Below are 22,217 nucleotides of genomic sequence, written 5' to 3'. Positions count from 1 at the left end.
GTCGGGAAAGTTAGAAAACCACAGGAAAGGCGATTTACCCAATGTCTGAGCATCTTACCGAACAAGAACAAATAGAAACGCTGAAGCGCTGGTGGGCGGAGAACGGCAGGGGCATTGTTACCGGCGTGGTCCTGGCTCTCGCCGGCTACTTCGGCTATCAATGGTGGCAGGGTGACCAGCGCGGCAAGGCTGAAGCAGCTTCTGACCTGTATCAAAATTTTGTTGAGGCGGTATCCGCCAATAACAATCAGCCGGACAATAAACAGCTGACGACCGCAAAAACACTGGCGGAGCAGCTCAAGAACGAGTTTGGCAGTCGTATTTATGCCAGCCAGGCGTCACTGCGCTTGGCTGCCATCGCTGCAGATAACAATGATCTGGAAGCAGCTCAGCAACAGTTGCAGTGGGTGGTCGATAATACCGAAGAGACTGCCCTGAAGCTGTTGGCCAAGCGCCGACTTGCCTCGGTAATCGCTGCGCGCGGTCAACCCGATGAGGCTCTGAAGCTGATAGAAGGCTCTGTGCCGCCAGCGTTTGCTGCTCTCTACTCTGAAACTCGTGGAGATATCCTGAAGCAAAAAGGGGATAATGCCGGTGCGCGTGCAGCGTATGAGAAGGCAATTTCTGAGTTGCTGCCGGAGCAGGCTGGTAGCACCCAACTGCTTCGCCTCAAGGCTGATAGCTTAGCAGTAGTGAGTGACAAAGCTGTGCAGGAACAGAATCAAAGTGAGCCAGCACCAGAGGGAGATGAGTAATGGGATTTCTCAATCGCGCTGCGGGGCGTACAGCTGCAGTAGCCCTGGCAATCGCCCTGGCTGCCTGTGCCTCCAACGATGAAAAGGAAGATGTCGAGCCGGTTGAGCTGGTGGATATCAATACCAGTGTTGAGCTGCGTGAGGTCTGGTCAGCGAGTATTGGTGATATCGATAAAAAGCGCTATGCCATGCTGCAGCCGGGTCTGGCTGATGGCAAATTGGTTGCGGCCAGTAGTGATGGTGAAGTTACCGCATTTGAACGCAGTACCGGCCAGCCTCTGTGGGAAACTGACCTGGATATCGAGTTAAGTGGTGGCGTTGGTGTCGGTCTTGGTATTGCGGTTGTAGTGGACTACCGTGGTCGGGCCATAGTGCTCGACCTGAACAATGGTGCAAAGTTGTGGAATTACCAGGTCTCTGGAGAAGTGGTTTCTGCCCCTGCGGTCGGTTCCGGGGTTGTGGTTCTGCAAACTGTCGACGGCAAGCTGGTTGGCCTGGATGCAGGTACCGGTGAAGAGCTCTGGAGTCATAATACCACCCTGCCAGTATTAACTCTGCGCGGCACTGCGGCTCCCGTCATCAGCGGTGGCTTGGTGCTCGCTGGTCTGGACAACGGTAAACTGATCGCCCTGGATGCCCGGGATGGCACTCCCCGCTGGGAACAGCGAGTTGCTATACCCCAGGGCTCCGCCGAGTTGGAGCGAGTTGTGGATATCGATGGCTCTCCGGTTGTGCGGGGTGATCTGGTATTTGCGGCGAGTTATCAGGGCAGGGTTGTTGCCCTGTCCAAAGATGGCGGCCGGGGCTTGTGGGCCCGCGACGCCTCCACACATCATGCGGTAGCGGTTGGTGGTGGCCATGTCTACCTTAGCAGTGTCTCTGGTAGTGTGTACGCCTACAATGTGGGCAATGGCCAGATTGTCTGGACGAACAATGAGTTGTTGCGCCGAGAGCTTAGCGGCCCGGCTTATTTCCAGGGTGTCGTTGTTATCGGTGACTTGGAAGGTTACCTACATGTTCTCGATCCAAACACTGGACAGTTTATTGGCCGTGAGCAGGTAGATGGCGATGCGATTCGTATCCCTATGCTGGTGGATGGTGATCTATTGTTTGTCCTTTCGGATGACGGTGAGCTGGTTGCCCTGCGCCTAGCTCAGGACTAAAAAACCTCAATATTGATGGTGGACAACTGTCTACCACTGGGCCTCGGGCCCGCAAAAGGAGCCTGCTTAGCAGGTGAATTGAAATCGCCCGCCTCGAGCGGGCGTTTGTATTTATTTATTAGGCTAAAAGCCAGAATTTGTATGCTGCCAGTAATCGCCCTGGTCGGGCGCCCCAATGTGGGCAAATCCACCCTGTTTAATCGTCTTACCAGGAGCCGTGACGCCTTGGTGGCCAACTATGCAGGTCTTACCCGTGACCGCAAATATGGTGAGGCGGAGATCGACGGGCGCAAAGTACTCCTGGTTGATACCGGTGGTATTAGCGGCGGGGAGGAAGGTATTGATGCTGCCATGGCGCAGCAATCTATGCAGGCTATAGAGGAGTCGGATATTGTCCTGTTCCTGGTGGACAGTCGTGCCGGGCTCACCCCTGCAGACCAAATGATCGCCGAGCGACTGCGTACTCGCTCCAAGCCCACTTTTCTTGTGGCCAACAAGGTTGATGGGGTCAACCCGGATATTGCCTTGGCTCCGTTCTATGAGCTGGGTATCGGTGAGCTGTTCCCAACTACTGCAACACAGGGGCGTGGCGTTCGCTCATTGATGCAAAGAGTGGTGGAAGATCTACCTGAGGTGATAGAACCCGAAGAGGTTGATGAGGCCACCGGGATCAAGATTGCTATCGTCGGCCGACCCAATGTGGGCAAATCGACCTTGGTCAATCGACTATTAGGCGAGGATCGTGTAGTTGTTTATGACCAGCCGGGAACCACCCGCGATAGTGTCTATATCAATTATGAGCGTGACGAGAAACCTTACACCTTGATCGATACTGCGGGAATCCGCCGGCGCAAGAACATTAAGGAATCGGTAGAGAAGTTCTCTATCGTAAAAACCTTGCAAGCGGTGGAAGATGCCAATGTGGTGGTTCTGGTGATTGATGCCCGTGAGGGCCTGGTGGATCAGGATATGCACCTTATGGGTAGTGTGATCCAGGCTGGGCGTGCCTTGGTTGTGGCTCTGAACAAGTGGGATGGCTTGGAAGCGGATCATCGTGAATACGTGAAAGCAGAGCTGGAGCGCCGCTTGCGCTTTGTTGATTTCGCCGATGTACATTTTATTTCTGCACTGCATGGCACAGGTGTCGGTCATTTGTACGACTCTATCGAATCGGCCTATCAGAGTGCTACAGACAAACTCTCTACTAACCATCTGACTCGTATTCTCCAATGGGCAGTAAGTGAGCACCAACCACCATTGGTGCATGGCCATCGTATCAAACTGCGTTACGCGCACGCAGGTGGACAGAATCCGCCGGTGATTGTGATCCATGGCAACCAGACAGAGCAGGTACCGGCCCACTATGTGCGCTATTTGGAGAAGACCTTTCGCAAAGCCCTGGACCTGCAAGGGACTCCGGTGAAGATTGAGTTTCGTACCAGCGCCAACCCCTATGCCGATAAGAAAAACAAGCTGACGGACCGGCAGAAGGCTAAGAAGCGCCGTCTGATGAAGTTTGTGAAAAAGAAAAAGTAAGGCTTCTAGCGCCAGTCAATCCAAGTGTCGCAAATCCCCTCATAGTGTTGCACTTTGAGGGGATAATTACGGGTTAATATCCTAAGCAGTTGATTCCCATTGCAATGGGAATCGGGCAAGACACCATAAGGAGATGGCGATGCTGGAGCTGAACAACCCTGCGCTGCTGCGCACCCAGTCTTACATCAATGGCCAGTGGATCGATGCCGATTCCGGTGCAACTTTTGATGTCATAGATCCGGCTACTGGCAAAATTGTTGCCAGCATTGCCGACCTTGGGGGAAACGAAACACGTCGTGCCATTGAGGCTGCCGCTGCCGCGTGGCCGGCCTGGATGGGAACACCGGTCAAAGAGCGTGCCAGGATACTGCGTCGCTGGTATGACTTGGTTATTGCCAATACCGAAGATTTAGCCAAAATACTGACTGCCGAACAAGGGAAGCCCCTTTCCGAGTCATGCACTGAAATTGTCTACGGTGCCAACTATATCGAATGGTTTTCCGAAGAGGCTAAGCGTGTTTATGGTGATGTGATAGCACCGCCTGCCAGCGACCGCCGTATAGCAGTAATCAAGCAGCCGGTGGGTGTTACCTGTTCCATCACTCCCTGGAATTTCCCTAGTGCCATGATTGCCCGCAAGATGGCCCCTGCTTTGGCCGCTGGTTGCCCCTTTATTGCCAAGCCTGCTCAAGAGACCCCGCTCTCCGCACTGTCCCTGGCTGTGTTGGCTGAGGAGGCAGGTATTCCCGCCGGTATCTTTAATATTGTCGCTGGACAGAATGCACCGGCTATCGGTGCCGAGATGACTTCGAATCCCCTGGTGCGCAAGTTCACTTTTACCGGTTCAACCGCTGTAGGCAAGCTGTTACAGGCCCAATGTGCCCAGACCATGAAGAAAACCTCCATGGAGTTAGGCGGTAACGCGCCCTTTATTGTTTTTGACGATGCGGATCTGGATGAGGCGGTAAAAGGTGCCATCATCTGTAAATACCGTAATGCGGGCCAGACCTGCGTCTGTGCCAACCGGATTTTTGTGCAGGAGGGGGTTTATGAAGCGTTTTCACACAAGTTTATTGAAGCGGTCAATAAGCTAACCCTGGGCAACGGCGTAGATGACAAAACCGATGTTGGGCCCATGATTACTACCAAGGCCGTTAAAAAAGTAGAGTCTCTGGTGGAGGATGCCCTGCAGAAAGGTGCGCAGACCCTGGTTGCCGGAGGGCCCAGTTCTATAGGAGATCACTTCTATTCCCCTATGGTACTTGGTAATGCCACGGATCAGATGCATCTATTTAAAGAGGAGATTTTTGGGCCTGTCGCGGCCTTGTATAAGTTCTCCACCGAGGAGGAGGTTGTGAGGATGGCCAACGATACTGAATTCGGCTTGGCCTCCTACTTTTACTCCAGGGATATTGGCCGTGTTTGTCGCGTATCTGAAGCCCTTGAATACGGCATGGTGGGCGTTAACGAGGGCATAATTTCCAATGAGATGGCACCGTTTGGTGGAGTGAAGGAATCTGGCCAGGGACGAGAGGGGTCCAAATACGGTATTGAGGACTACCTGGAGGTAAAGTACTTGTGCATTGGCGGCATTGATAAATAAAAAAACAGCAACTGGTTTAAAATGTCCGGCTCATTAATGGTTACTTGGAATTTCCATGGTTATTGAGCCTATAGGGCGTGTGCATTCCTGCTTTGGTGAGAAATTTGGTGTGCCCCGGCAGCCAATGCTTGCCGACGCCAGTCGTGCAAGTATTGAACTATTATCACCATTGAATGTAGCGGATGCGGTAGCGGGTCTGGAGGAGAATAGCCATATATGGGTGGTATTTCTGTTTCACCAGGCAGCTGGGCAGTGGTCTGCCAAAGTACGTCCCCCGCGATTGGGTGGTAATAAAAAGCTCGGCGTACTCGCTACCCGCTCACCATTTAGGCCAAACAATATAGGCCTTTCTGTAGTCCGTTTGGTAGAAGTGCGAACCTCACCAAAAGTTGAATTGGTTGTTGCTGGGGCTGACCTGGTAGATGGCACCCCGGTATTGGATATCAAGCCCTATGTGCCCTATGCCGATGCATTACCATCCGCAGAGAGTGCTTTTGCCGGTGCCGCTCCTGAATTGACCCCTGTGTTTATCCCCGAGGAGATTCTGCACCAGGCAAGGGAGTTCTGCGATGACTGGGGAACAGATTTACCACGGTTAATTGAGCAAGTACTGGCCCAAGATCCCAGGCCTGCTTATCAGCGGACAGATCCTAAGCGTGTCTATGGGATGAAGCTGTGTGGTTTTAATCTTTGCTGGCGCTATACCGGGAAGGGAATAGAAGTGGTCTCCTTAGTTGCTCTGTAAGATGCCTTAAATTTTCTATCTTAGGGTGTCCCTATATGTCTGGTAAAAACAGGATATCCACTTTCAGTTATTTCAATGTAGCTGCTAGCGTTGGAGTCTAATATAAGTCCAATACATGAGTAATACTATGCGGAATCAATTTTACTTGGAGATAATTTGAGGGTGATTTTTAGGTTAACTTGAAAATAGGGGCCTGAATGTTTGCAATCGTTTTCTAAAATTAGGTGCACAATTTTTAAAGGCACTTAAAAGAGTTCTTCGCGGTTTGAGTAAATAGCTTTCTAGGCGATTGTGGCAATAGTGAAATTATAACCGTAGCGGATAATATAAATATTTATAAGGTTCTGCCTGGGAGTTTTTTCTTTTAGGTAAATGTTTACCTATATGCTAATGGCTCGATTGTTTGGGTGAGGCCTGCGTGTGATTTACTTAAATCATTTATTTTTTGTCCCTTATAGAAAGGGGGTGTTCTTAAAAATTACTTTACACGAAAAAAATGCTCAAAAAATCATATGTAATAAGCCAACTCATGATGTGACTGTTCGGGCATGCTTTTTTCAAGTGCATCCAAAAGCATGTCGTTGGATTTCTCTGGTTACCTTTGAAGTAGTAATATGTCACGTATTTTCAGGGAAATTGCAATTTCCTCTTTACTATAACCACATAAGAATAGCGCTCATTGATTTAGAGGGTACCCCATGTCTGTACGTGAATCCTTTCGCTACCAGGATCTTGATGCGTTGCGAGTTGGCCGCTTTAATATGGGAGTCAACACCACTTTTGTTGTATATCGGCTGAATGGCACAGTGATTGACACAGGGCCCAGTAATCAGTGGCGCTATGTCAAATCTTTTATCCAAAGTGGTCCCATCAACCAGCTTTTGCTCACCCATCACCATGAAGATCATAGCGGTAATGCTGGACTTATCCACCGCCTGACCGGTGTCCAGGCTTTGGCTCCTGAGCAAACCATTAGTATTCTCAGGAAGGGGTTTCGCATACCGCCCATGCAGAAACTCTTCTGGGGTACTGCGGGCAAAGCAGAAGTGGCGCCGCTGCCCGGGAATATCTTTATTGGTAAAGAAAGAGTTGTACCTCTGTTTAGTCCAGGGCATGCTAAGGATATGACTTGCTATTTAATACCGAATCGCGGTTGGCTATTCAGTGCGGATCTTTATATTGCCAATTACCTCAAATTTTTGCGGATAGATGAGCATATCCCCACTTTACTGAAAAGTATTAAAGGGGTACTTGATCAGGAGTTCGACGTAATTCTCTGTCCGCATCGAGGAGTGGTAGAGAATGGGTGGAAGCAGCTTAATGAGAAATATGAATTCCTGCTAAACTTAACTGGTGATGCACAAAATTTACAAAAAAAGGGTCTGTCCCTGGAAGAAAGTACTTTGCGTCTGCTGGGTAAAGAGGGTTTGGTTAGCAAACTCACCGGTTATAATTTTTGCAAGAGAAACCTCATTGCTTCCTGTTTGAATGTTAATCTTGATGAAATGCCTCGATTTTAATGCCTCTCTAAGAAATTTTTAATGTCCTTAGTATAATAGTTTTTAGGTCGGCTTGGTTTCATTGATTTGATTGCCTTTGAGGGGTTAATTAAGTTGCTTTGGATTTAGGTGCGTAAAGGCCTCTACTGCTATTTTGATTTTTATAGTTGTTGGTTGGAATTATTTTCACTTCGCATACACTGGAGGTGGTCGGTGCTCAATATAGTAGTTTTGGATAGCATTGCACTGGGTATATGATCAATAATCAGTGAGGAGGGATTATATCTGGTGTTGGTCGCAAGCTAGATGGTGGCGAGGTTTCTTGGGGCGCCAGGTGATGAATGAACGATATACCTTGTTTTTGGTCCGGAGTACTGTATGTAAATCTGTTTTTATATTATTTTTCTGCTTCAATAATAAATCTTTTGATTCTTATTCCTGCATTTTTGCGAGTCTTGGGCTCTATCTTTTTAAAATATTTACTCATGACTTGATGAGAAAACTTTTCTCTTTGCGGGGGCTGCAAATGTCTAAACTGGGGTACCCAAGATAAGAAAAACGCTGTGAGCGTGTCTCGGGTCCCAAAGTTTTCCACATGATGAATTTCATCAATCCTGGGTAGGTAAAATCCTGACCCTTCGATATAATTACGCATTTCGTTGAGCGTATAGTGGTTGTAGGGATCGAGAAAACTCTCAAAATATGGTTGCCAGTCATTATCGTGTTGGAATTCGTATACTGTATCCCAGAAATTCTCATGACCAACCTGAAAACCGACCACAATCTTGCCACCTTCCTTTAAGTGCTTATAGAAGCCATCCCAGACCTTCTTCTGGTCTGCCACCCAATGTAGGCAGCTGAAGGAAAAAATAATGTCGAACTGCTCATTGAACTGAATTTCGTCGGCACTCATCTGCTCGAAGGAAAGATTGGGTATGCCAGTGTGGACTTTACGGGCGTGGTGAATCATATCTTCAGTGAGATCCACACCGATAATTTTACCATTCTCAAGGCGTTCGGCTAGATAATGGGTGATTCTGCCATCGCCACAGCCGACATCGAGAATGGCACTGGCCTTTTGATAGTTGCAACGTTGTATGGCTTCCATTGCATGGCGCCACTGCATGGAGGACGCTTTTACATATTCCTGAGCCTGCCATTTATCGTGTCTGATGGGCTTATCCATGGTTTTGGCACCCTGTTGCTTATTCGGTGGGAGTTTCTCAGTCTAGCCCAAATACAATTACAGGAAGGGATAACCGCGAGTTGCTTTTCTGTCGGTAAAAGCATATCTGTAAATTAGACTTGATCAGGGATGAATTTTCAGGGAGTGATATCGTGAAACTTAAAGGTTCTTGTCATTGTCAGTCGGTGCGGTTCACCTTGAACTCCGAGCAACCCTATCCTTTCAATCGCTGTTACTGCTCAATATGTCGCAAGACTGCTGGGGGAGGGGGCTACGCAATAAACTTGGGAGGAGATTTCAATTCCATGAAGGTTGATGGCAAGGAATTTTTATCGGTTTATCAGGCTAGAGTAGAGTGTCCTGAGCGGAGTGAGGTTTTTGAAAGTCCAGCTCAACGCCATTTTTGTTCCAGGTGTGGCAGTGCACTTTGGCTCTGGGATCCACGTTGGCCAGAGCTGGTACATCCCTTTGCCTCAGCTATAGATACCGAGTTGCCTATCCCTCCTGAGCGGACCCACATGATGTTGCAGTATGCCAGGCCTTGGATAGAGCCAGATATTCACGAGAGTGATCAAAGCTTCGACGCTTACCCCGAGGAATCCCTGGCAGAATGGCACAAATGCCGTCATCTTAATGTGTAGGTCATTACCCAATGATGATATTAAATGAAGAGAGGCGGAGCGAGCCATTTGGCCGCCCCGCTTCATTGTGTTGTTCAGGCAAGTTATTCTGGGGCTAGGTAGAGAACCAGGTTATTGAGAAAGCTCAGAAGGTCGGCTTTTTCTGTATCACTCAATGCATCAAACTGTTCTTTACTGGATTGAGCTTCACCACCGTGATAGAGAATGGCTTCGGTCATCGTTGTTGCGCGTCCGTCGTGTAAGTAGGGGGCTGTAGAACCTACGCCCCACAAGTTTTCCGTTAGGAACACTGATGCGCCTACATTGCCCTCGTCGAACTCCTCCGCCATGGCCCTACCCATATCGTGCCGTTTAAGGTCGCCATATAGACGTACAATAGCCCCACCATTTTCAGATTCTTCAAATTGTCCCAGGGTTTGTCCTGAGGCGAGTTCCTGAGGGTTATCGAGAATATCAGTCAGTAGGTTGAACTGTAGTGAAGTTGTCGGCAGGCCGGCAATGTCTCCTGCTGGGTATGTCTCGTCACGGAAGCTGGCATGCTTGGAAGGCTCGTAAAATATTGGTGATGCCACTTCCATTTCAGGGCTGTGGCAGGAAGCACAGTCAATAGAATTAAAAATCACTTCACCGTTTTGAATGCCGGCAATATCAGCTTCGCTAAGTGGTAGACCGTAAGTCTCCTGTTCCTCTTCACTCAATGTGCTGATTACACTATTGAGTTCAAGCTTGGTAACGGGACGAGGTTGGGCGGCATTATAAATGGCCAGTGCAGTGATATCCCCAACACTGAGTTCGTTGGTTACTGAGTCAAAATCGCTATCGGCATCCCCCACCAGCTCTGTAGCTTGCATGCCAAGTTCCTGGTGAGCAGCTCCACGTACAAAGGCGCGGACATAACCCGTGAGCCCTTTCCACTCAAAAGGACGAACAACCAGGTCTGTATCAATGCCATCGAGATTATCGTAATTTACATTTCCACAGGAGACACTGATTTCACCAAAGTTAACCCCCTTGGTTATCATTTCCACTATATGACTTTCTCCTGAGTTACAACTTTCGGAGATGGCGTCGTCGCGTAGTGTATGCAGTTCCGTGGTCATTTCTTCAGCAACTAGCTGTACCGCCCCCATGCCAAAGAGGTGTGGCGATTGACGCTCGATAAAGCCTTTTTGTTTACGTTCCGGGTCCATACGGATCACATTGTCATTCACACCACCACCGCCATCGGCCACGGGTACATTGTGGCAACTAATACAGGAGTCACCATTTGGACCGGTGGTCCTGTGCGGTAGGATATTGGCCCAGGCCATGGGGCCTTTTAGATCCGGCCTTGGAAAACTGGTAAAGCGTTTACCATTGCCGACGTTGACTCCAACTCCGTCTAGGGCGTTGTAATTCATTTCGAACAGTTCATCCCCCTCCTCAAAGGCGTGCACATAGGCCTCTATGGGATCCATGGCTTCCAACTCCGATTGCTCCAGGTGGCCACCAAGGTGCCTCTCTACAGCACCGGCCTCGAGGATTTGCACAGTATTAAAGATTTCACTGAAATCAAAGGGCTGTTGCCGGGATGGTCTGGGTCCTTTTCTGGCATTCTTGGGAACTCGGTTTTTATCGTGTTTGGAACCAAAGTCAGCCAATATGGGTACCGGGGTAAACAATAGGGCTGATAGTGCCATTGAAATAGGTAATAGATGCTTTTTGGAAATCATTAACTGTATCTCCCGATTCTGATGAGACATGGATGGAGCGATTATGTCTATGCAGATACGCTTGATATGAGACTGAATTGACTACTTTCCTGTGGCTAAACAGTCAGCTATAGGAATAATTGCCTATTCATTGAAAATTTAAATTTTTCAGTCTCATTAGGTGCACTTTCATAGAACTAAAGTGCATCCATGCAGGCCTTGAAAAAAAAATGTTCGAGACCTTAGGCTTAAAAATCGGGAAATATAATTGAGAAGACCCATCTTTTGCCCAGGATTGATTATTACTTCCAGCCCAGGCTCCAACCCCGAATATTTATTTTTGCCCATAACCCGTTGCGTGCTTGCACAACTCTGTTGTAATTGTCTGACATGTCTTAGTTGTCATGTTTTATCCTGTAGTTCCGTGATTATGAATAAAATTTTCCAAATATAGATCTTCAAGTTGGCAGTGAGTGGGGAGAATCTGTGAGGTGTGAATGCGAAATGTGTAAAAAATAAGGATGCAGGAAGCGGTGAGGGGATTGCTGGGAAGATTGTGGCTCACAGGTATCTTAGGCCTCGACATTTTGGCGTTCTTTCCTTCTTTTGGAAAGCTGTGAGCTAATTAAGGTGATTAGTGGTTTAGACTAGAAATCTGTTAAAACTGGAGAACGGCGTAAATTACATTAATGTGGCGTGAATTATTGCTTCTTTGACATATATTTCAATAAGTAAAGAGTGAGATAGTTTTACCTGTTCTGACTGCTATAGTTCCGGGGGCATGGTACATGCTCAAGGTTATCTAAATTATGGGATTTAGTGATTAATAAAGTTTGTTTGATTTATAAGTGTGTGAGATTTTCAGGCTGGTTGTGAAGTAGGGTAGCCCAACTGGAAGAGAGTTTTGCTTTAGTTTTATGAAAAAAAAAGAAAGATTAGTTGAAAGAAAACACAGGCTCTTGAGCTGGTATATTAGAGGTATTGTCGCTCAATATCCAGTTTGGGTCTGTCTGAAGTGAGTTCGTTGGGGAAAGTGTTTTTATTATTGGAAGTAAGTTGCTGAAATGGATTCTGATGCACAGAAAATTGAGCATCTAAAGATAAATAGGGAATTTCAGGAAATATGTTCGTAATTTTAATTGAAAAAATATCCTGTTTATATCACCGTTGTCTATTTGAGGTATTGTCAAATAAGGGAGTGCAAGGTTTGAGTAGCAACTTTGTTGTATGTTGTAGTTAAGGAGTATCAGATATGAAGATATTAATCGCCACTGATACATACCCACAGCAATTAAATGGTGTTTCCAGAGTTCTTGATAAGACTTATAAAGAACTCACCTTACGCGGGCATGAGGTTAAAATATTATCAGCTGATGATTGTATGGCCTTTCCATGGCCAGGATACCAGGAAATAAAAATTGCAGTTTTCCCTGGGCAAAGAGTAACCCGGATTGTGGATGAGTTTTGCCCTGATGCTATTCATATTATGACAGAGGGCCCGGTGGGATGGGCGGTGCGAGGTTATTGTAAACAACGCGGTCTAAGATTTACTACTTCTTGGCTTTCCAGACTTTCAGAATATATATCAATCCGAGTAAAAATTCCTGTCAGCTGGTTACATAATCTTTTATTGCGGTTTCATCAGTCAGCGGCGCACACAATGGTAACAACAGATGGCATGGCATCTGAAGCTAAGGCTATGGGGATTACCAGGGTAAGACACTGGCGGCGTGGAGTAGAGTTGGATAAATTTCGTCCAGTAGAGTCGACAGTCTTCGATGGTTTGCCTAGGCCTGTTATGTTGAATGTGGGACGTGTTGCCGTTGAAAAATCACTGGAAAAATTTCTCTCGCTTGAGCTTCCGGGAACTAAGGTTATCGTAGGGGATGGTCCCCAATTAAATATATTAAAAAGAAAATTCCCATCAGCAATTTACATGGGGGTTCGTGAGGGGGAGGCGCTGACAGAATGCTATAGCAGTGCAGATGTTTTTGTATTTCCCTCCTTAACTGATACTTTTGGCCTGGTTAATCTTGAGGCATTGGCCTGTGGTTTACCTGTTGCTGCTTACCCAGTTACTGGCCCAAAAGATATTATTGGTGATGCTCCTGTAGGAGTAGTGCATAAAAATCTGAAAGTGGCGATTGAGCGCGCTCTTTTACTTAAAGGAGAAGATTGTATTGCCCATGCCAGAACTTTTTCGTGGGATGTTGCTACGGAAGACTTTCTCTCCGGGTTGGTGCCTGTCAGGGTGGAAGAGCCGGTTGCTGTGGAGTTCTAGTTTTCATTCATACCATAGGATGAATTTTTTATAATTTAAGAGGCTGGTTTTCGGTAAATTTGATCTGTAGTGTTTAAGTATAAGCTTATAGATCGGCCATTATATATGGTTAGACATTTACCTTCTCAATCATTTGGTGTTTCAGTTTTATTATATCGATCACATCACCTTGAGCTGCAATCTGTAAAACCTCGGTATAATTTTCAATTATTTTTTGGATATAAGCCGTTATATTCGCTTGTACAGCATGGATCTCCTGGAATCTCAGGATGGCTATTAGGGCTTTATCGGTGTGCGAATTTGCTTGGCGTCAGAGAATTGATCATTCAAAATGATTAGAGAGTCTTAGGAGACGCCATCAATATCACAAGCAAGGAAATGTCCGCCATACACTTATAATGAGAACATACGACACCTGAGTCAGGTTATGTCATAGTTTGTGACTTAATCCCAGACTGTCGGAGTATGTGTTGTAACAATTCCAGGAACAATGCCGCCGAGGAAGCGACAATTGTGATTGATAGAAGAAATTTTTTAATAAATATCCTGGGTTTTTTACTACTGGCGGGAAGTACACATCTCATTGCCCAGGAAAGTATATCTGGAGACCATGTTACTGTTCGTTGGTTGGCGCCTTCAAGTTTTGTAGATCGAGCCAGTGAAAAAATCGGTTTCTACTTTGAAGTTGACCCCGGCTGGCACGTTTACTGGCGTAATCCCGGGGACTCGGGGGCGGCACCGCGATTCACCATAACTCCAAATGGAGCCGAGGTAGGGGCAATTGAGTGGCCATTCCCCTCTCGTCTCAAGATAGAGCACCTGACCAACCTAGGGTATGAAGGGAATGTCGCCTACCTGTTCGATTTAACTCCTGACAGGGGAGGCAAGGTAATTGCCTTAAGCGCCGAGCTTGAATGGCTTGTGTGCAAAATAGAATGTATTCCCGGGTTTGGCACTATGACCTTAACCCGCCCGGTATCAGATGAGACTCGCTGGTCTTCAGCGAACCTGGATTTGCGGAATCACTTTGCAAAGAGGGTTCCCCAGTCAAGTGTGTATAGCCCCTGGAAACCGATTTCTCTGGCGGCGCAGGGCAAAGATCGAATTCATCTTTTACTCGAGTCGGAAACGGCATCTAAAGCACCTAAAGTATTCCCCATAAATGGCGACCTATTTACCGCGTCAAAGCCGAAACTTCAGCGGGAAGGAAAGACGCTGGATTATACTTTTGGGCGCCAACCTGGTGCTGCCTTGAGTGAATCTGCGGATTTTGTGTTAACGGATGGTACTCGTGCCTGGCGCCTGGATAGAGTTTCGTTTGGTACAGCAATGCCAGAAGCACAGTCGCGCCCTCTATGGCTTCTGGTCCTCGCTGCCCTAGCAGGTGGGATTATTTTGAATTTGATGCCCTGTGTTTTTCCCGTACTTTCCATCAAGTTATTGGGATTGGTAAACGAGGGCTATAGCGAGAGTGGCAGGTGGCGAGAGGGGCTTTTATATGGCGCTGGGGTGCTTACTACATTTATCGCTTTGGGAGTATTGCTTCTGGTACTTCGCTCATGGGGTGCGGCTATCGGCTGGGGGTTCCAATTGCAATCCGCTCCGGTGGTAATGGCGCTGATAGCACTTTTCTGGCTTATGGGTTTGTCGTTCAGTGGTGTCTTTGAGTTCGGGCACCGCCTGGTAAATCTAGCTGGCGTCAGCCGGGGGGGCTCTTTTGCAACTGGGGTGTTGGCTGTATTCGTAGCGGCTCCCTGTACAGGGCCTTTTATGGGAGTTGCATTGGGTACCGCGGCTGTATTGCCGGCGGTTGAAGCACTGCTTATTTTTCTAGGATTGGGTATGGGTCTTGCCGCACCTTTTGTCTTACTCTGTGCCAGCCCAGTCCTTTTAAAGCGGTTGCCGAGGCCCGGTCCATGGATGGAAAAGCTGCGCCAATTCCTGGCTTTTCCTCTTTACGCGACTGTCATCTGGCTGCTTTGGGTGCTGGGGAGGATTTTGGGGGAGAGCGGTTGGTTAATCGGTGCCTTATTATTGTTGGCAGTTACTTTCACTTTATGGCTCGGATATAACTTTTCACGTATCGGCCGTATTATTGCATGGATATTGATGCTGACTTTTTTGGTGATTGGCTATTCGACCTTAACCCCGAAAGAGAAGACGTTTTCCAAGGTTGCTGCCGGTTGGCAGGAGTATGATCGCAGTTTATTGGATCAGGCCTTGGAAGAGGGGCGTCCAGTATTTATCGACTACACTGCGGCATGGTGTATTACCTGTCAAGTGAATAAAAAACTAGTTTTGGATACGCCTGAAGTACAAAGATTATTCCATAAGAATAAGGTTTTGCTACTCCGCGCGGATTGGACCAGGCAGGACCCAGAAATCACAGAGGCTTTGGCTGCCTTGGGACGTAATTCTGTGCCGGTCTACGCCTGGTATCCAGCTGGATCCAGAGAACCGCAGCTTTTGCCACAAATATTGCAGGAATCTATAATCGCCGATTTATTCAATGAAAAAAGAAAAGGCAAATAGAAAGGGCAATTGGTCATGGGTATGAAGATTATAAATAGCAGCCTCTTCTCGAAAGGCTGGTTATGGTTTTTTTTATTGCTCTCATCCAGTGTGGCGGCAACTGCCGTACCGGGCGAAAAGGCGCCAGATTTCTCAGTTGTTGATGCTCAGGGGGATAAGCATTCATTGGCAGATTATGCGGGTCAATGGCTTGTAATTGAATGGTTTAACAAAGATTGTCCCTATGTAAAGAAACATTATGGCAGTGGTAATATGCAATTCCTGCAGAAAAAATATACTGAGCAGGATGTTAGATGGTTAACAGTTATTTCTTCCGCCGAAGGCAAGCAGGGATACCTGGAGCCGGCAGAGGCACTTAGTGTGGCCAAAACCCATAATTTAAGTGCCAGTAGACCTTTTTTATTGGATACCAGTGGTGAAATGGGGCGTGCCTTCGGTGCCAAGACAACACCACATATGTTTATTATTAATCCTGAAGGGAAAGTGGTATATGCAGGGGCAATTGATGACAATGACTCAGCAAATCCCTCAGTTATCGCCAATTCCCACAATTATGTCTCTGCTGCCCTGGATGCATCCCTCAAAGGAAAAGTCGTTCCACGGTCATCATCCAGGGCCTATGGTTGCAGTGTAAAGTATTAGAGAAGAGGTGGTAGAGGTGCGGGATCACTGGGTTCGGCTGGCGGGAAAATTTGCAGTCTTCGCCTTGCTTGCGATTCTGGTGACAACAGCAGTTGCTTACTATCAGCAGCGAGATGTACCAAAAGAGCAGGCACCTCCCCTTAAGGGGGAGTCACTTCACGGCAATCTCCTCGACCTTCAGCAGATGACAACCCAGGGACCGGTACTTATCTATTTTTGGGCAACCTGGTGCCCCTACTGTCGTATAGTTTCTCCAAAAATTTCTGAGTTGGCCCGTGAGCACCAGGTTATTGGTATCGCTATGCAGTCTGGGTCAGAGGAGGTGGTGGAAGAGTATATGCAGCGCTACAACTTAAAATTCCCCACGATCAATGATCCCGGAGGAGTTACCAGTGCCCTTTGGGGGGTCAGGGTTACACCGACTATGGTTATTGTAGGGAGTGATGGAAAGATAGCCTGGGTAACCAGCGGCACTACTACCAAGCTGGGACTGAAGCTGCGCTTGGAGTTGACTGAATAGCAGGCTCATTCTGGCTGGATTCGGTTTTTCTTTAGAGCGAGAGCCGGAATGTCGTCTGAAGAAAATTTGCTGATTTACCGATTTACTGCACTCCAAACAGGATAATCAGCAGGATGGCACGATATGCCTTTCCTGAGGTGAGATTTCAATGCCTACTTTCCAGTGCCGGAGGGTTGTGTGTCGGTTATTGATTCTTTTGACTATAAGGACCTGGATGCACAAAGGGTTGGCAGGTTTGACTTTGGAATCAATACGACGTTTATCGTATATCGATTGAAGGACACCATTGTTGATGCTGGTCCCAGTAATCAGTGGAAATACGTGAAGTGGTTTGTTAAGAATAAGCCTTTCAAACAACTGTTGTTAACTCACCACCATGAGGACCACAGTGGTAATGCCGGCTCCATTTATAAACTTACGGGTATTCAGCCTCGGGCTCCCAAAGCAACTGTCGAAATCCTAAAGAGGGGTTTTCGCATACCGCCAATACAGCGTCTGATATGGGGGGCTGCGGGATTGGCTGAAGCTGCAGAATTACCGAAGGATCTGCGCATAGCTGGTGAGAAAGTAATTCCCATACCAGCTCCAGGGCATGCGAAGGATATGACTTGTTATCTGATGCAGGATCGCGGCTGGATTTTTACTGCGGACCTCTATGTTGCCAGCCATCTAAAGCTGTTGCGCAAAGATGAAAGTATCCCGACCCTGATGCAAAGTATCCGCAGGGTGCTTGAGTATGATTTCGAACTGATGCTCTGTCCGCATCGGGGAATGGTTGAGAATGGAAAAAAGCGTCTGCAGGATAAATATGACTATTTGTTGGAACTGTCCAGCGCAGCACAAGAACTCGGTCGACAAGGGCTGCCACTCAAACAGATTACCAAAAAGCTTCTGGGGCGCGAGAATTTAATGGGTTTGTTGTCCGGATATAATTTCAGTAAAAGAAATCTGATCGCTTCATGTATGGCATTTGATCCATCCAAGTATTCCAAATAGATTTCTCTTTAAGTATGAACGATAGAGTGTCTTGTGGGTGAGTCTCAGCCGTGTTAAAAAAATCAATCTTATAAAAGTATAAGGAATAGGAATTTGAAAAAGTTGGGATTACTCGGTGGTATGAGTTGGGAGAGTACCCAGACTTATTATCAATTGATTAATCAAGGGGTTAATCGTCAGCTTGGAGGACTGCACTCGGCTGAGATTATTCTATACAGTGTGGATTTTGCGGCAATTGAAAAATTGCAAGTTGCTGGAGAGTGGGAGGAATCAGGGCAGTTACTGGCCAGATCTGCTCAGAGGATCCAGGCGGCGGGCGCAGACTGTGTATTGATATGTACCAACACCATGCATAAAGTGGCCAGCCAGGTAGAGCTATCGATTAACATTCCGTTGTTACATATTGCCGATGCCACGGCCGAGGTTCTTGTCCAGAAGGGAATGAAAAAAGTTGGATTGCTGGGTACTGCATTCACAATGGAGCAGGATTTTTATCGGGAGAGAATCCAGAGAAAATATGGGGTAGCAGTTATTGTTCCTGAAAGCAGTGATCGAAAAAAGGTACATTCGATTATCTTCGATGAGCTTTGCAAGGGAGACTTGCGTGAAGATTCCAGAAAAGAGTATCTGAGAATTATTCAATCTTTGTCAGATAAGGGGGCTGAGGCTGTGATTCTTGGGTGTACTGAAATAGGCTTGTTGGTCACTCAGGATGATATCGAGGTTACTCTCCTTGATACTACTCAAATTCATGCGGCTAAGGCAGTTGAGTTTGCTCTTTCATAACTAAAAAGCCGATTGCAACGTTGAGAATTACTCAATTTAGTGCTGGGTGATTCTTAACTATTGCCCACTAATGTAATTTCTTTTCAGAACTTCACTCTCTTTAGGATGGCTTGTTTGATTATCGAATCAAATTATTCTGGTCTTGTTGATTTCGCGATTCCGAATAGAGGTTCATTCTTTTTTGTTCCATAACCGATTTAAATAAAATTTAAATTGATCCAGACATATGTCGGTTGTTACGAATGACATAAATGTCGATTTAATCAGATAAGGCATGATTTAAATTGTCAATATCTGTTATTTAGGTATTTTAATTTCTCATTTTTACTGGCACTTTCTATTTGTGTCACGCTTTTTGCAGTGATCATTAATGATGATAATCTTCGGTCGGTATACGAACTCCTGCAGTATGTTGTCCGTTGTAGTGGTGGCCAGCTTTAAATGTATTTTTTTCTAATAGTGATTTCTCGCTATCAATATATTTTGAGTGTCAGATAGGTTGAGTAGTTTGGCTAGGAAGATAAAACAGATAATTAACAGGGTAATTTCATGAAAGTAAACAAGAGGCGTTGGTTGGCATCTTGTGGCGCTCCATCGCTGCTGGCGATGGCAGTAGCTGCAGTGTCCAGCCCCGTTATCGCTGAAGATGCACTTATAGAGGAAGTAATCACAATAGGTACTCGAGTTGAAGGCCGCTCGGCTACAGACTCATCTGCACCGATTGATGTTGTCACTGGCGATGAATTTGTGAATCAGGGAGATGGCGATCTCAATAACCTGTTGCGCAACGTCGTGCCTTCCTACAATGTGAATGCTAAGCCAATCTCTGATGCTGCATCGATTGTGCGCCCTGCCAACCTGCGCGGACTACCACCGGATAGCACCCTGGTTCTGGTAAACGGCAAGCGCCGTCACCGAGCTTCTGTGATTGCTTTCCTCGGCAGTGGTGTATCTGATGGCGCCCAAGGGCCTGATATTTCAGCCATTCCCGCAATTGCCCTGAAGCAGGTGGAGGTCTTACGTGACGGTGCAGCTGCACAGTACGGGTCTGATGCCATTGCCGGTGTGATTAACTTCCAGCTGAAGGATGCTGCTGAGGGTGGCTCGGTGGAAGTCAAGCATGCGACTACTGCTGAGGGTGATGGTGATCAGAGTATGGTTGCCGCCAACTTTGGCCTGCCATTGACTGATTCGGGCTTTGTGAATTTCAGTATGGAGTATCGTGAGCAGGACTCTACTAGCCGAAGCACTCAGCGGGATGATGCTGCTCAGCTGATCGCCGATGGCAATACTTTCGTTGCTGACCCTGCACAAATTTGGGGGCAACCAGAAGTTAATGATGACACCAAGTTCTTTATCAACAGTGCTATTGAACTGAGTGATAAGGCGGAGGTATATGCTTTTGGCAATTATGCCAGTCGCTCCACAGACGGTGGATTTTATTTTCGTAACCCGGAAACTCGGTCAGGTGTTTACGCGGATGATGAGGGAAATCCACTGATCGGTGATCTCGATCCAACGAATGGTACCGATAGTTGTGAGAGCGTTTCGGTATCCGAAGCCCATGATTTAGATGAATGTTTCTCTTTTACGGAAATACTTCCCGGCGGTTTTACGCCTCGTTTTGGTGGTGATTTAGAAGATTATTCTATGGTCTTCGGCCTGCGGGGTGAATTTGCCAGTGGTATTGGTTATGACGTTAGCGCCAGCAGAGGGCATAACAAGGTAGATTTCAATATCTACAATACTGTAAATGCCACCATGGGGCCGGACACCCCAACTAAGTTCAGCCCTGGCGGTTATGCACAAACTGAGACAAACTTTAATATCGATCTCACTAAGGCTACAGAGATTGCTGGCAAGACATTGTATATGGCTGGCGGTTTTGAGTGGCGAGAAGAAGAATTTGAAGTTAATTTGGGAGATGAAGCCTCCTGGTACAAAGGCCCCTTAACCGAGCAGGAATTTTCGATTGGATCAAATGGATTCCCAGGTTTTGGACCGGAAGTAGTGGGTACTTTTGATCGCGACAATATCGCGCTTTACACCGATTTTGAACTGGAGGCGACAGATAGCTTACGTCTTGGCGCGGCACTGCGCTGGGAGGACTTCTCTGATTTTGGTGACACTTCTAACTTCAAGTTGTCTGGGCACTATGAAGTTAATGAGATATTGGCGTTGCGCTCTACAATCAGTACGGGTTTCCGAGCACCTACGCCAGCCCAATCAAATATCAGTAACGTAACTACAGCCTTTACTGAAGGGCAACTTCAAAATAAAGGCACTATCCCCCCCACTAATCCCATTGCTGAATTGAAAGGCGGTAAACAATTACAACCGGAAGAGTCCGAGAGCTTTACTCTTGGCGCTATTGTTTCAGCTGGGGACTGGGAAGTTACCCTGGATTATTTCCAGATAGCCGTAAGCGACCGTATTACGCAGTCAGCTGACCAGAAGTTGAGTGATGATGAGCGTGCTCAGCTAGTGGCAGATGGCATTAGCGGCGCTGATTCTTTGGACTTCTTCCGCTTTTATACCAATGACTTTGATACCAAGACCCGTGGCATTGACCTGGTTGCGACTTACCCTCTGGGTGAGGCCACAGACCTGAGCTTTGCTGCAAACTGGACTGATACTGAAGTAACAGATTATAGGGAAGAGACGATTAGTGATATGCGTCTCAGGCAACTGGAAGATGGACTACCAAATGTTCGTGGTAATGCCACGATTAATCATGTAGGTGATGGCTGGCGCGGTCTAGTCCGACTGAACTACTATGGCAGCTACTGGGAAGCGCATCTGGATGACTACAGCTTGCCTATTGATGCTGGTGATGAGTGGACAGTAGATATTGAGGGTGCTTATGAGTTTAGTGAGTCTCTGTCCCTGATTGCGGGTGCTGAGAATCTGTTCAACAATTATCCTGATAAAAATCCCTGGTCTGGTGTTGCTGGCGCTGAATACCCAGAGACTGCACCTATGGGCTTCAATGGTGCACTTTATTATTTACGTGCACAGTATGATTTTTAAAGTCTACAGCGATGTAGTTAAGCCCGTATAAATATTAGACTCAGCCGATTAATCGGTTGAGTCTAATAATCGGATTCTTATTAAATAAAAAGTCCACTGTAAAAATTAGCACTTACATATCCCAAAGGGAGTTAGTGGCCATTGAAAGGGTGATACGCTCTTTATCCTGGATCTGTTTGAGGTCTTCGAATATTTCCTTTACCTCCATTGACTCTATAGCTCCATATACCGCCTCGTACAAGCTGGAGAAGTAACGGTCCACCTCACGGCCCATATTGTTAATTTCTTTGATTGTTGGTGGATTACTTAATGGTAGGTGGCGAATAAAGTCCTTTGCACTCTCCTCGTGAGTGTATTGCAGCCACGTTTTCATCACTTTTTGTTGCGCGACTTCGCCATAGTTGGCAAGGTTTCTGGCCATCCGTTGCTCATGCTCGAGCATGTGTTTCAATAATAGTTGGGTTCGGTAGTCGTCTGATTTCTCAAGCAGATCCTCATAGAGGCTCGCCATGTCCAGGTGAAATTTCTCAGCGTCTTCGATAATTTCAAATGCCTGTTTGAAAGTTTTCATAGTTTTGCCCTTTGGTACCTGTTGGCTTTTTATTGGGCGG

Annotated in this window: 17 protein-coding genes; 14 read left to right on the top strand and 3 right to left on the bottom strand. The window is 47.0% G+C overall.

Annotated elements, in window-relative coordinates:
- Positions 1 to 41: 41 nt before the first annotated feature.
- The 6 genes from ACJJIP_RS15890 to ACJJIP_RS15865 all read left to right on the top strand — a co-directional run bounded on the left by ACJJIP_RS15890 (position 42) and on the right by ACJJIP_RS15865 (position 7,322).
- Positions 42 to 755, top strand: coding sequence for a YfgM family protein (locus tag ACJJIP_RS15890; RefSeq protein ID WP_444945554.1), 714 nt, complete (start codon positions 42 to 44; stop codon positions 753 to 755).
- Positions 755 to 1,918, top strand: a complete 1,164-nt coding sequence (gene bamB / locus ACJJIP_RS15885) for an outer membrane protein assembly factor BamB (protein WP_353376881.1) — start codon at positions 755 to 757, stop codon at positions 1,916 to 1,918. Before ACJJIP_RS15890 ends, bamB begins: the two co-directional genes overlap by 1 nt.
- Positions 1,919 to 2,059: 141 nt before the next feature.
- Positions 2,060 to 3,454: a ribosome biogenesis GTPase Der gene (der, locus tag ACJJIP_RS15880; RefSeq protein ID WP_353376880.1), complete on the top strand. Its 1,395-nt coding sequence runs from the start codon at positions 2,060 to 2,062 to the stop codon at positions 3,452 to 3,454.
- A 139-nt stretch (positions 3,455 to 3,593) separates the two neighbouring features.
- A complete protein-coding gene (locus ACJJIP_RS15875) occupies positions 3,594 to 5,057 on the top strand; it encodes an NAD-dependent succinate-semialdehyde dehydrogenase (protein WP_444945553.1) in 1,464 nt (487 codons plus the stop codon).
- 55 nt (positions 5,058 to 5,112) lie between these two features.
- The gene (gene tsaA, locus ACJJIP_RS15870) at positions 5,113 to 5,802 is read left to right on the top strand and encodes a tRNA (N6-threonylcarbamoyladenosine(37)-N6)-methyltransferase TrmO (protein ID WP_444945552.1); all 690 of its coding nucleotides are present in this window, start codon (positions 5,113 to 5,115) and stop codon (positions 5,800 to 5,802) included.
- A 698-nt stretch (positions 5,803 to 6,500) separates the two neighbouring features.
- Positions 6,501 to 7,322, top strand: a complete 822-nt coding sequence (locus ACJJIP_RS15865; RefSeq protein WP_020412181.1) for an MBL fold metallo-hydrolase — start codon at positions 6,501 to 6,503, stop codon at positions 7,320 to 7,322.
- 376 nt (positions 7,323 to 7,698) lie between these two features.
- Here ACJJIP_RS15865 and ACJJIP_RS15860 read toward each other — a convergent pair whose 3' ends face one another.
- Positions 7,699 to 8,487 (bottom strand): class I SAM-dependent methyltransferase, encoded by a 789-nt coding sequence (locus ACJJIP_RS15860; protein ID WP_282951455.1) that lies wholly within the window; start codon positions 8,485 to 8,487, stop codon positions 7,699 to 7,701.
- A 152-nt stretch (positions 8,488 to 8,639) separates the two neighbouring features.
- Between ACJJIP_RS15860 and ACJJIP_RS15855 the strand changes: the two genes are divergently transcribed.
- The gene (locus tag ACJJIP_RS15855) at positions 8,640 to 9,128 is read left to right on the top strand and encodes a GFA family protein (protein ID WP_353056847.1); all 489 of its coding nucleotides are present in this window, start codon (positions 8,640 to 8,642) and stop codon (positions 9,126 to 9,128) included.
- 83 nt (positions 9,129 to 9,211) lie between these two features.
- Here the strand turns inward: ACJJIP_RS15855 and ACJJIP_RS15850 are convergent, their stop codons facing one another.
- Positions 9,212 to 10,840, bottom strand: a complete 1,629-nt coding sequence (locus ACJJIP_RS15850; RefSeq protein ID WP_353376878.1) for a di-heme oxidoredictase family protein — start codon at positions 10,838 to 10,840, stop codon at positions 9,212 to 9,214.
- A gap of 1,231 nt (positions 10,841 to 12,071) precedes the next feature.
- Here ACJJIP_RS15850 and ACJJIP_RS15845 point away from each other — a divergent pair.
- The 7 genes from ACJJIP_RS15845 to ACJJIP_RS15815 all read left to right on the top strand — a co-directional run bounded on the left by ACJJIP_RS15845 (position 12,072) and on the right by ACJJIP_RS15815 (position 21,606).
- Entirely contained in the window at positions 12,072 to 13,100 is a 1,029-nt protein-coding gene (locus ACJJIP_RS15845; RefSeq protein WP_353376877.1) for a glycosyltransferase family 4 protein, read from the top strand.
- Positions 13,101 to 13,613: 513 nt separating this feature from the next.
- Positions 13,614 to 15,632, top strand: coding sequence for a protein-disulfide reductase DsbD family protein (locus ACJJIP_RS15840; RefSeq protein WP_444945551.1), 2,019 nt, complete (start codon positions 13,614 to 13,616; stop codon positions 15,630 to 15,632).
- A 21-nt stretch (positions 15,633 to 15,653) separates the two neighbouring features.
- Complete coding sequence (locus ACJJIP_RS15835; protein ID WP_444902096.1) at positions 15,654 to 16,274, top strand: thioredoxin family protein; 621 nt, start codon at positions 15,654 to 15,656, stop codon at positions 16,272 to 16,274.
- A 16-nt stretch (positions 16,275 to 16,290) separates the two neighbouring features.
- The gene (locus ACJJIP_RS15830; RefSeq protein WP_245556662.1) at positions 16,291 to 16,794 is read left to right on the top strand and encodes a protein disulfide oxidoreductase; all 504 of its coding nucleotides are present in this window, start codon (positions 16,291 to 16,293) and stop codon (positions 16,792 to 16,794) included.
- Between the two features lie 177 nt (positions 16,795 to 16,971).
- Entirely contained in the window at positions 16,972 to 17,790 is an 819-nt protein-coding gene (locus tag ACJJIP_RS15825; RefSeq protein ID WP_353376872.1) for an MBL fold metallo-hydrolase, read from the top strand.
- Between the two features lie 93 nt (positions 17,791 to 17,883).
- The gene (locus ACJJIP_RS15820; RefSeq protein WP_020412190.1) at positions 17,884 to 18,576 is read left to right on the top strand and encodes an aspartate/glutamate racemase family protein; all 693 of its coding nucleotides are present in this window, start codon (positions 17,884 to 17,886) and stop codon (positions 18,574 to 18,576) included.
- Positions 18,577 to 19,125: 549 nt separating this feature from the next.
- Positions 19,126 to 21,606: a TonB-dependent receptor plug domain-containing protein gene (locus tag ACJJIP_RS15815; protein WP_020412191.1), complete on the top strand. Its 2,481-nt coding sequence runs from the start codon at positions 19,126 to 19,128 to the stop codon at positions 21,604 to 21,606.
- Positions 21,607 to 21,718: 112 nt separating this feature from the next.
- Here ACJJIP_RS15815 and ACJJIP_RS15810 read toward each other — a convergent pair whose 3' ends face one another.
- Entirely contained in the window at positions 21,719 to 22,177 is a 459-nt protein-coding gene (locus ACJJIP_RS15810; RefSeq protein WP_020412192.1) for a hypothetical protein, read from the bottom strand.
- Positions 22,178 to 22,217: the final 40 nt, after the last annotated feature.

The organism is Microbulbifer variabilis, assembly GCF_052467165.1.
The sequence above is the reverse complement of the archived record's forward strand: the minus strand, read 5'-3'. Positions and strand labels throughout refer to the sequence as shown.

Bases quoted from the DNA above. Each gene is read 5' to 3' on its own strand.
- ACJJIP_RS15890 (WP_444945554.1), top strand. From the start codon at position 42: ATGTCTGAGCATCTTACCGAACAAGAACAAATAGAAACGCTGAAGCGC.
- bamB (WP_353376881.1), top strand. From the start codon at position 755: ATGGGATTTCTCAATCGCGCTGCGGGGCGTACAGCTGCAGTAGCCCTG.
- der (WP_353376880.1), top strand. From the start codon at position 2,060: ATGCTGCCAGTAATCGCCCTGGTCGGGCGCCCCAATGTGGGCAAATCC.
- ACJJIP_RS15875 (WP_444945553.1), top strand. From the start codon at position 3,594: ATGCTGGAGCTGAACAACCCTGCGCTGCTGCGCACCCAGTCTTACATC.
- tsaA (WP_444945552.1), top strand. From the start codon at position 5,113: ATGGTTATTGAGCCTATAGGGCGTGTGCATTCCTGCTTTGGTGAGAAA.
- ACJJIP_RS15865 (WP_020412181.1), top strand. From the start codon at position 6,501: ATGTCTGTACGTGAATCCTTTCGCTACCAGGATCTTGATGCGTTGCGA.
- ACJJIP_RS15860 (WP_282951455.1), bottom strand. From the start codon at position 8,487: ATGGATAAGCCCATCAGACACGATAAATGGCAGGCTCAGGAATATGTA.
- ACJJIP_RS15850 (WP_353376878.1), bottom strand. From the start codon at position 10,840: ATGATTTCCAAAAAGCATCTATTACCTATTTCAATGGCACTATCAGCC.
- ACJJIP_RS15845 (WP_353376877.1), top strand. From the start codon at position 12,072: ATGAAGATATTAATCGCCACTGATACATACCCACAGCAATTAAATGGT.
- ACJJIP_RS15835 (WP_444902096.1), top strand. From the start codon at position 15,654: ATGAAGATTATAAATAGCAGCCTCTTCTCGAAAGGCTGGTTATGGTTT.
- ACJJIP_RS15815 (WP_020412191.1), top strand. From the start codon at position 19,126: ATGAAAGTAAACAAGAGGCGTTGGTTGGCATCTTGTGGCGCTCCATCG.
- ACJJIP_RS15810 (WP_020412192.1), bottom strand. From the start codon at position 22,177: ATGAAAACTTTCAAACAGGCATTTGAAATTATCGAAGACGCTGAGAAA.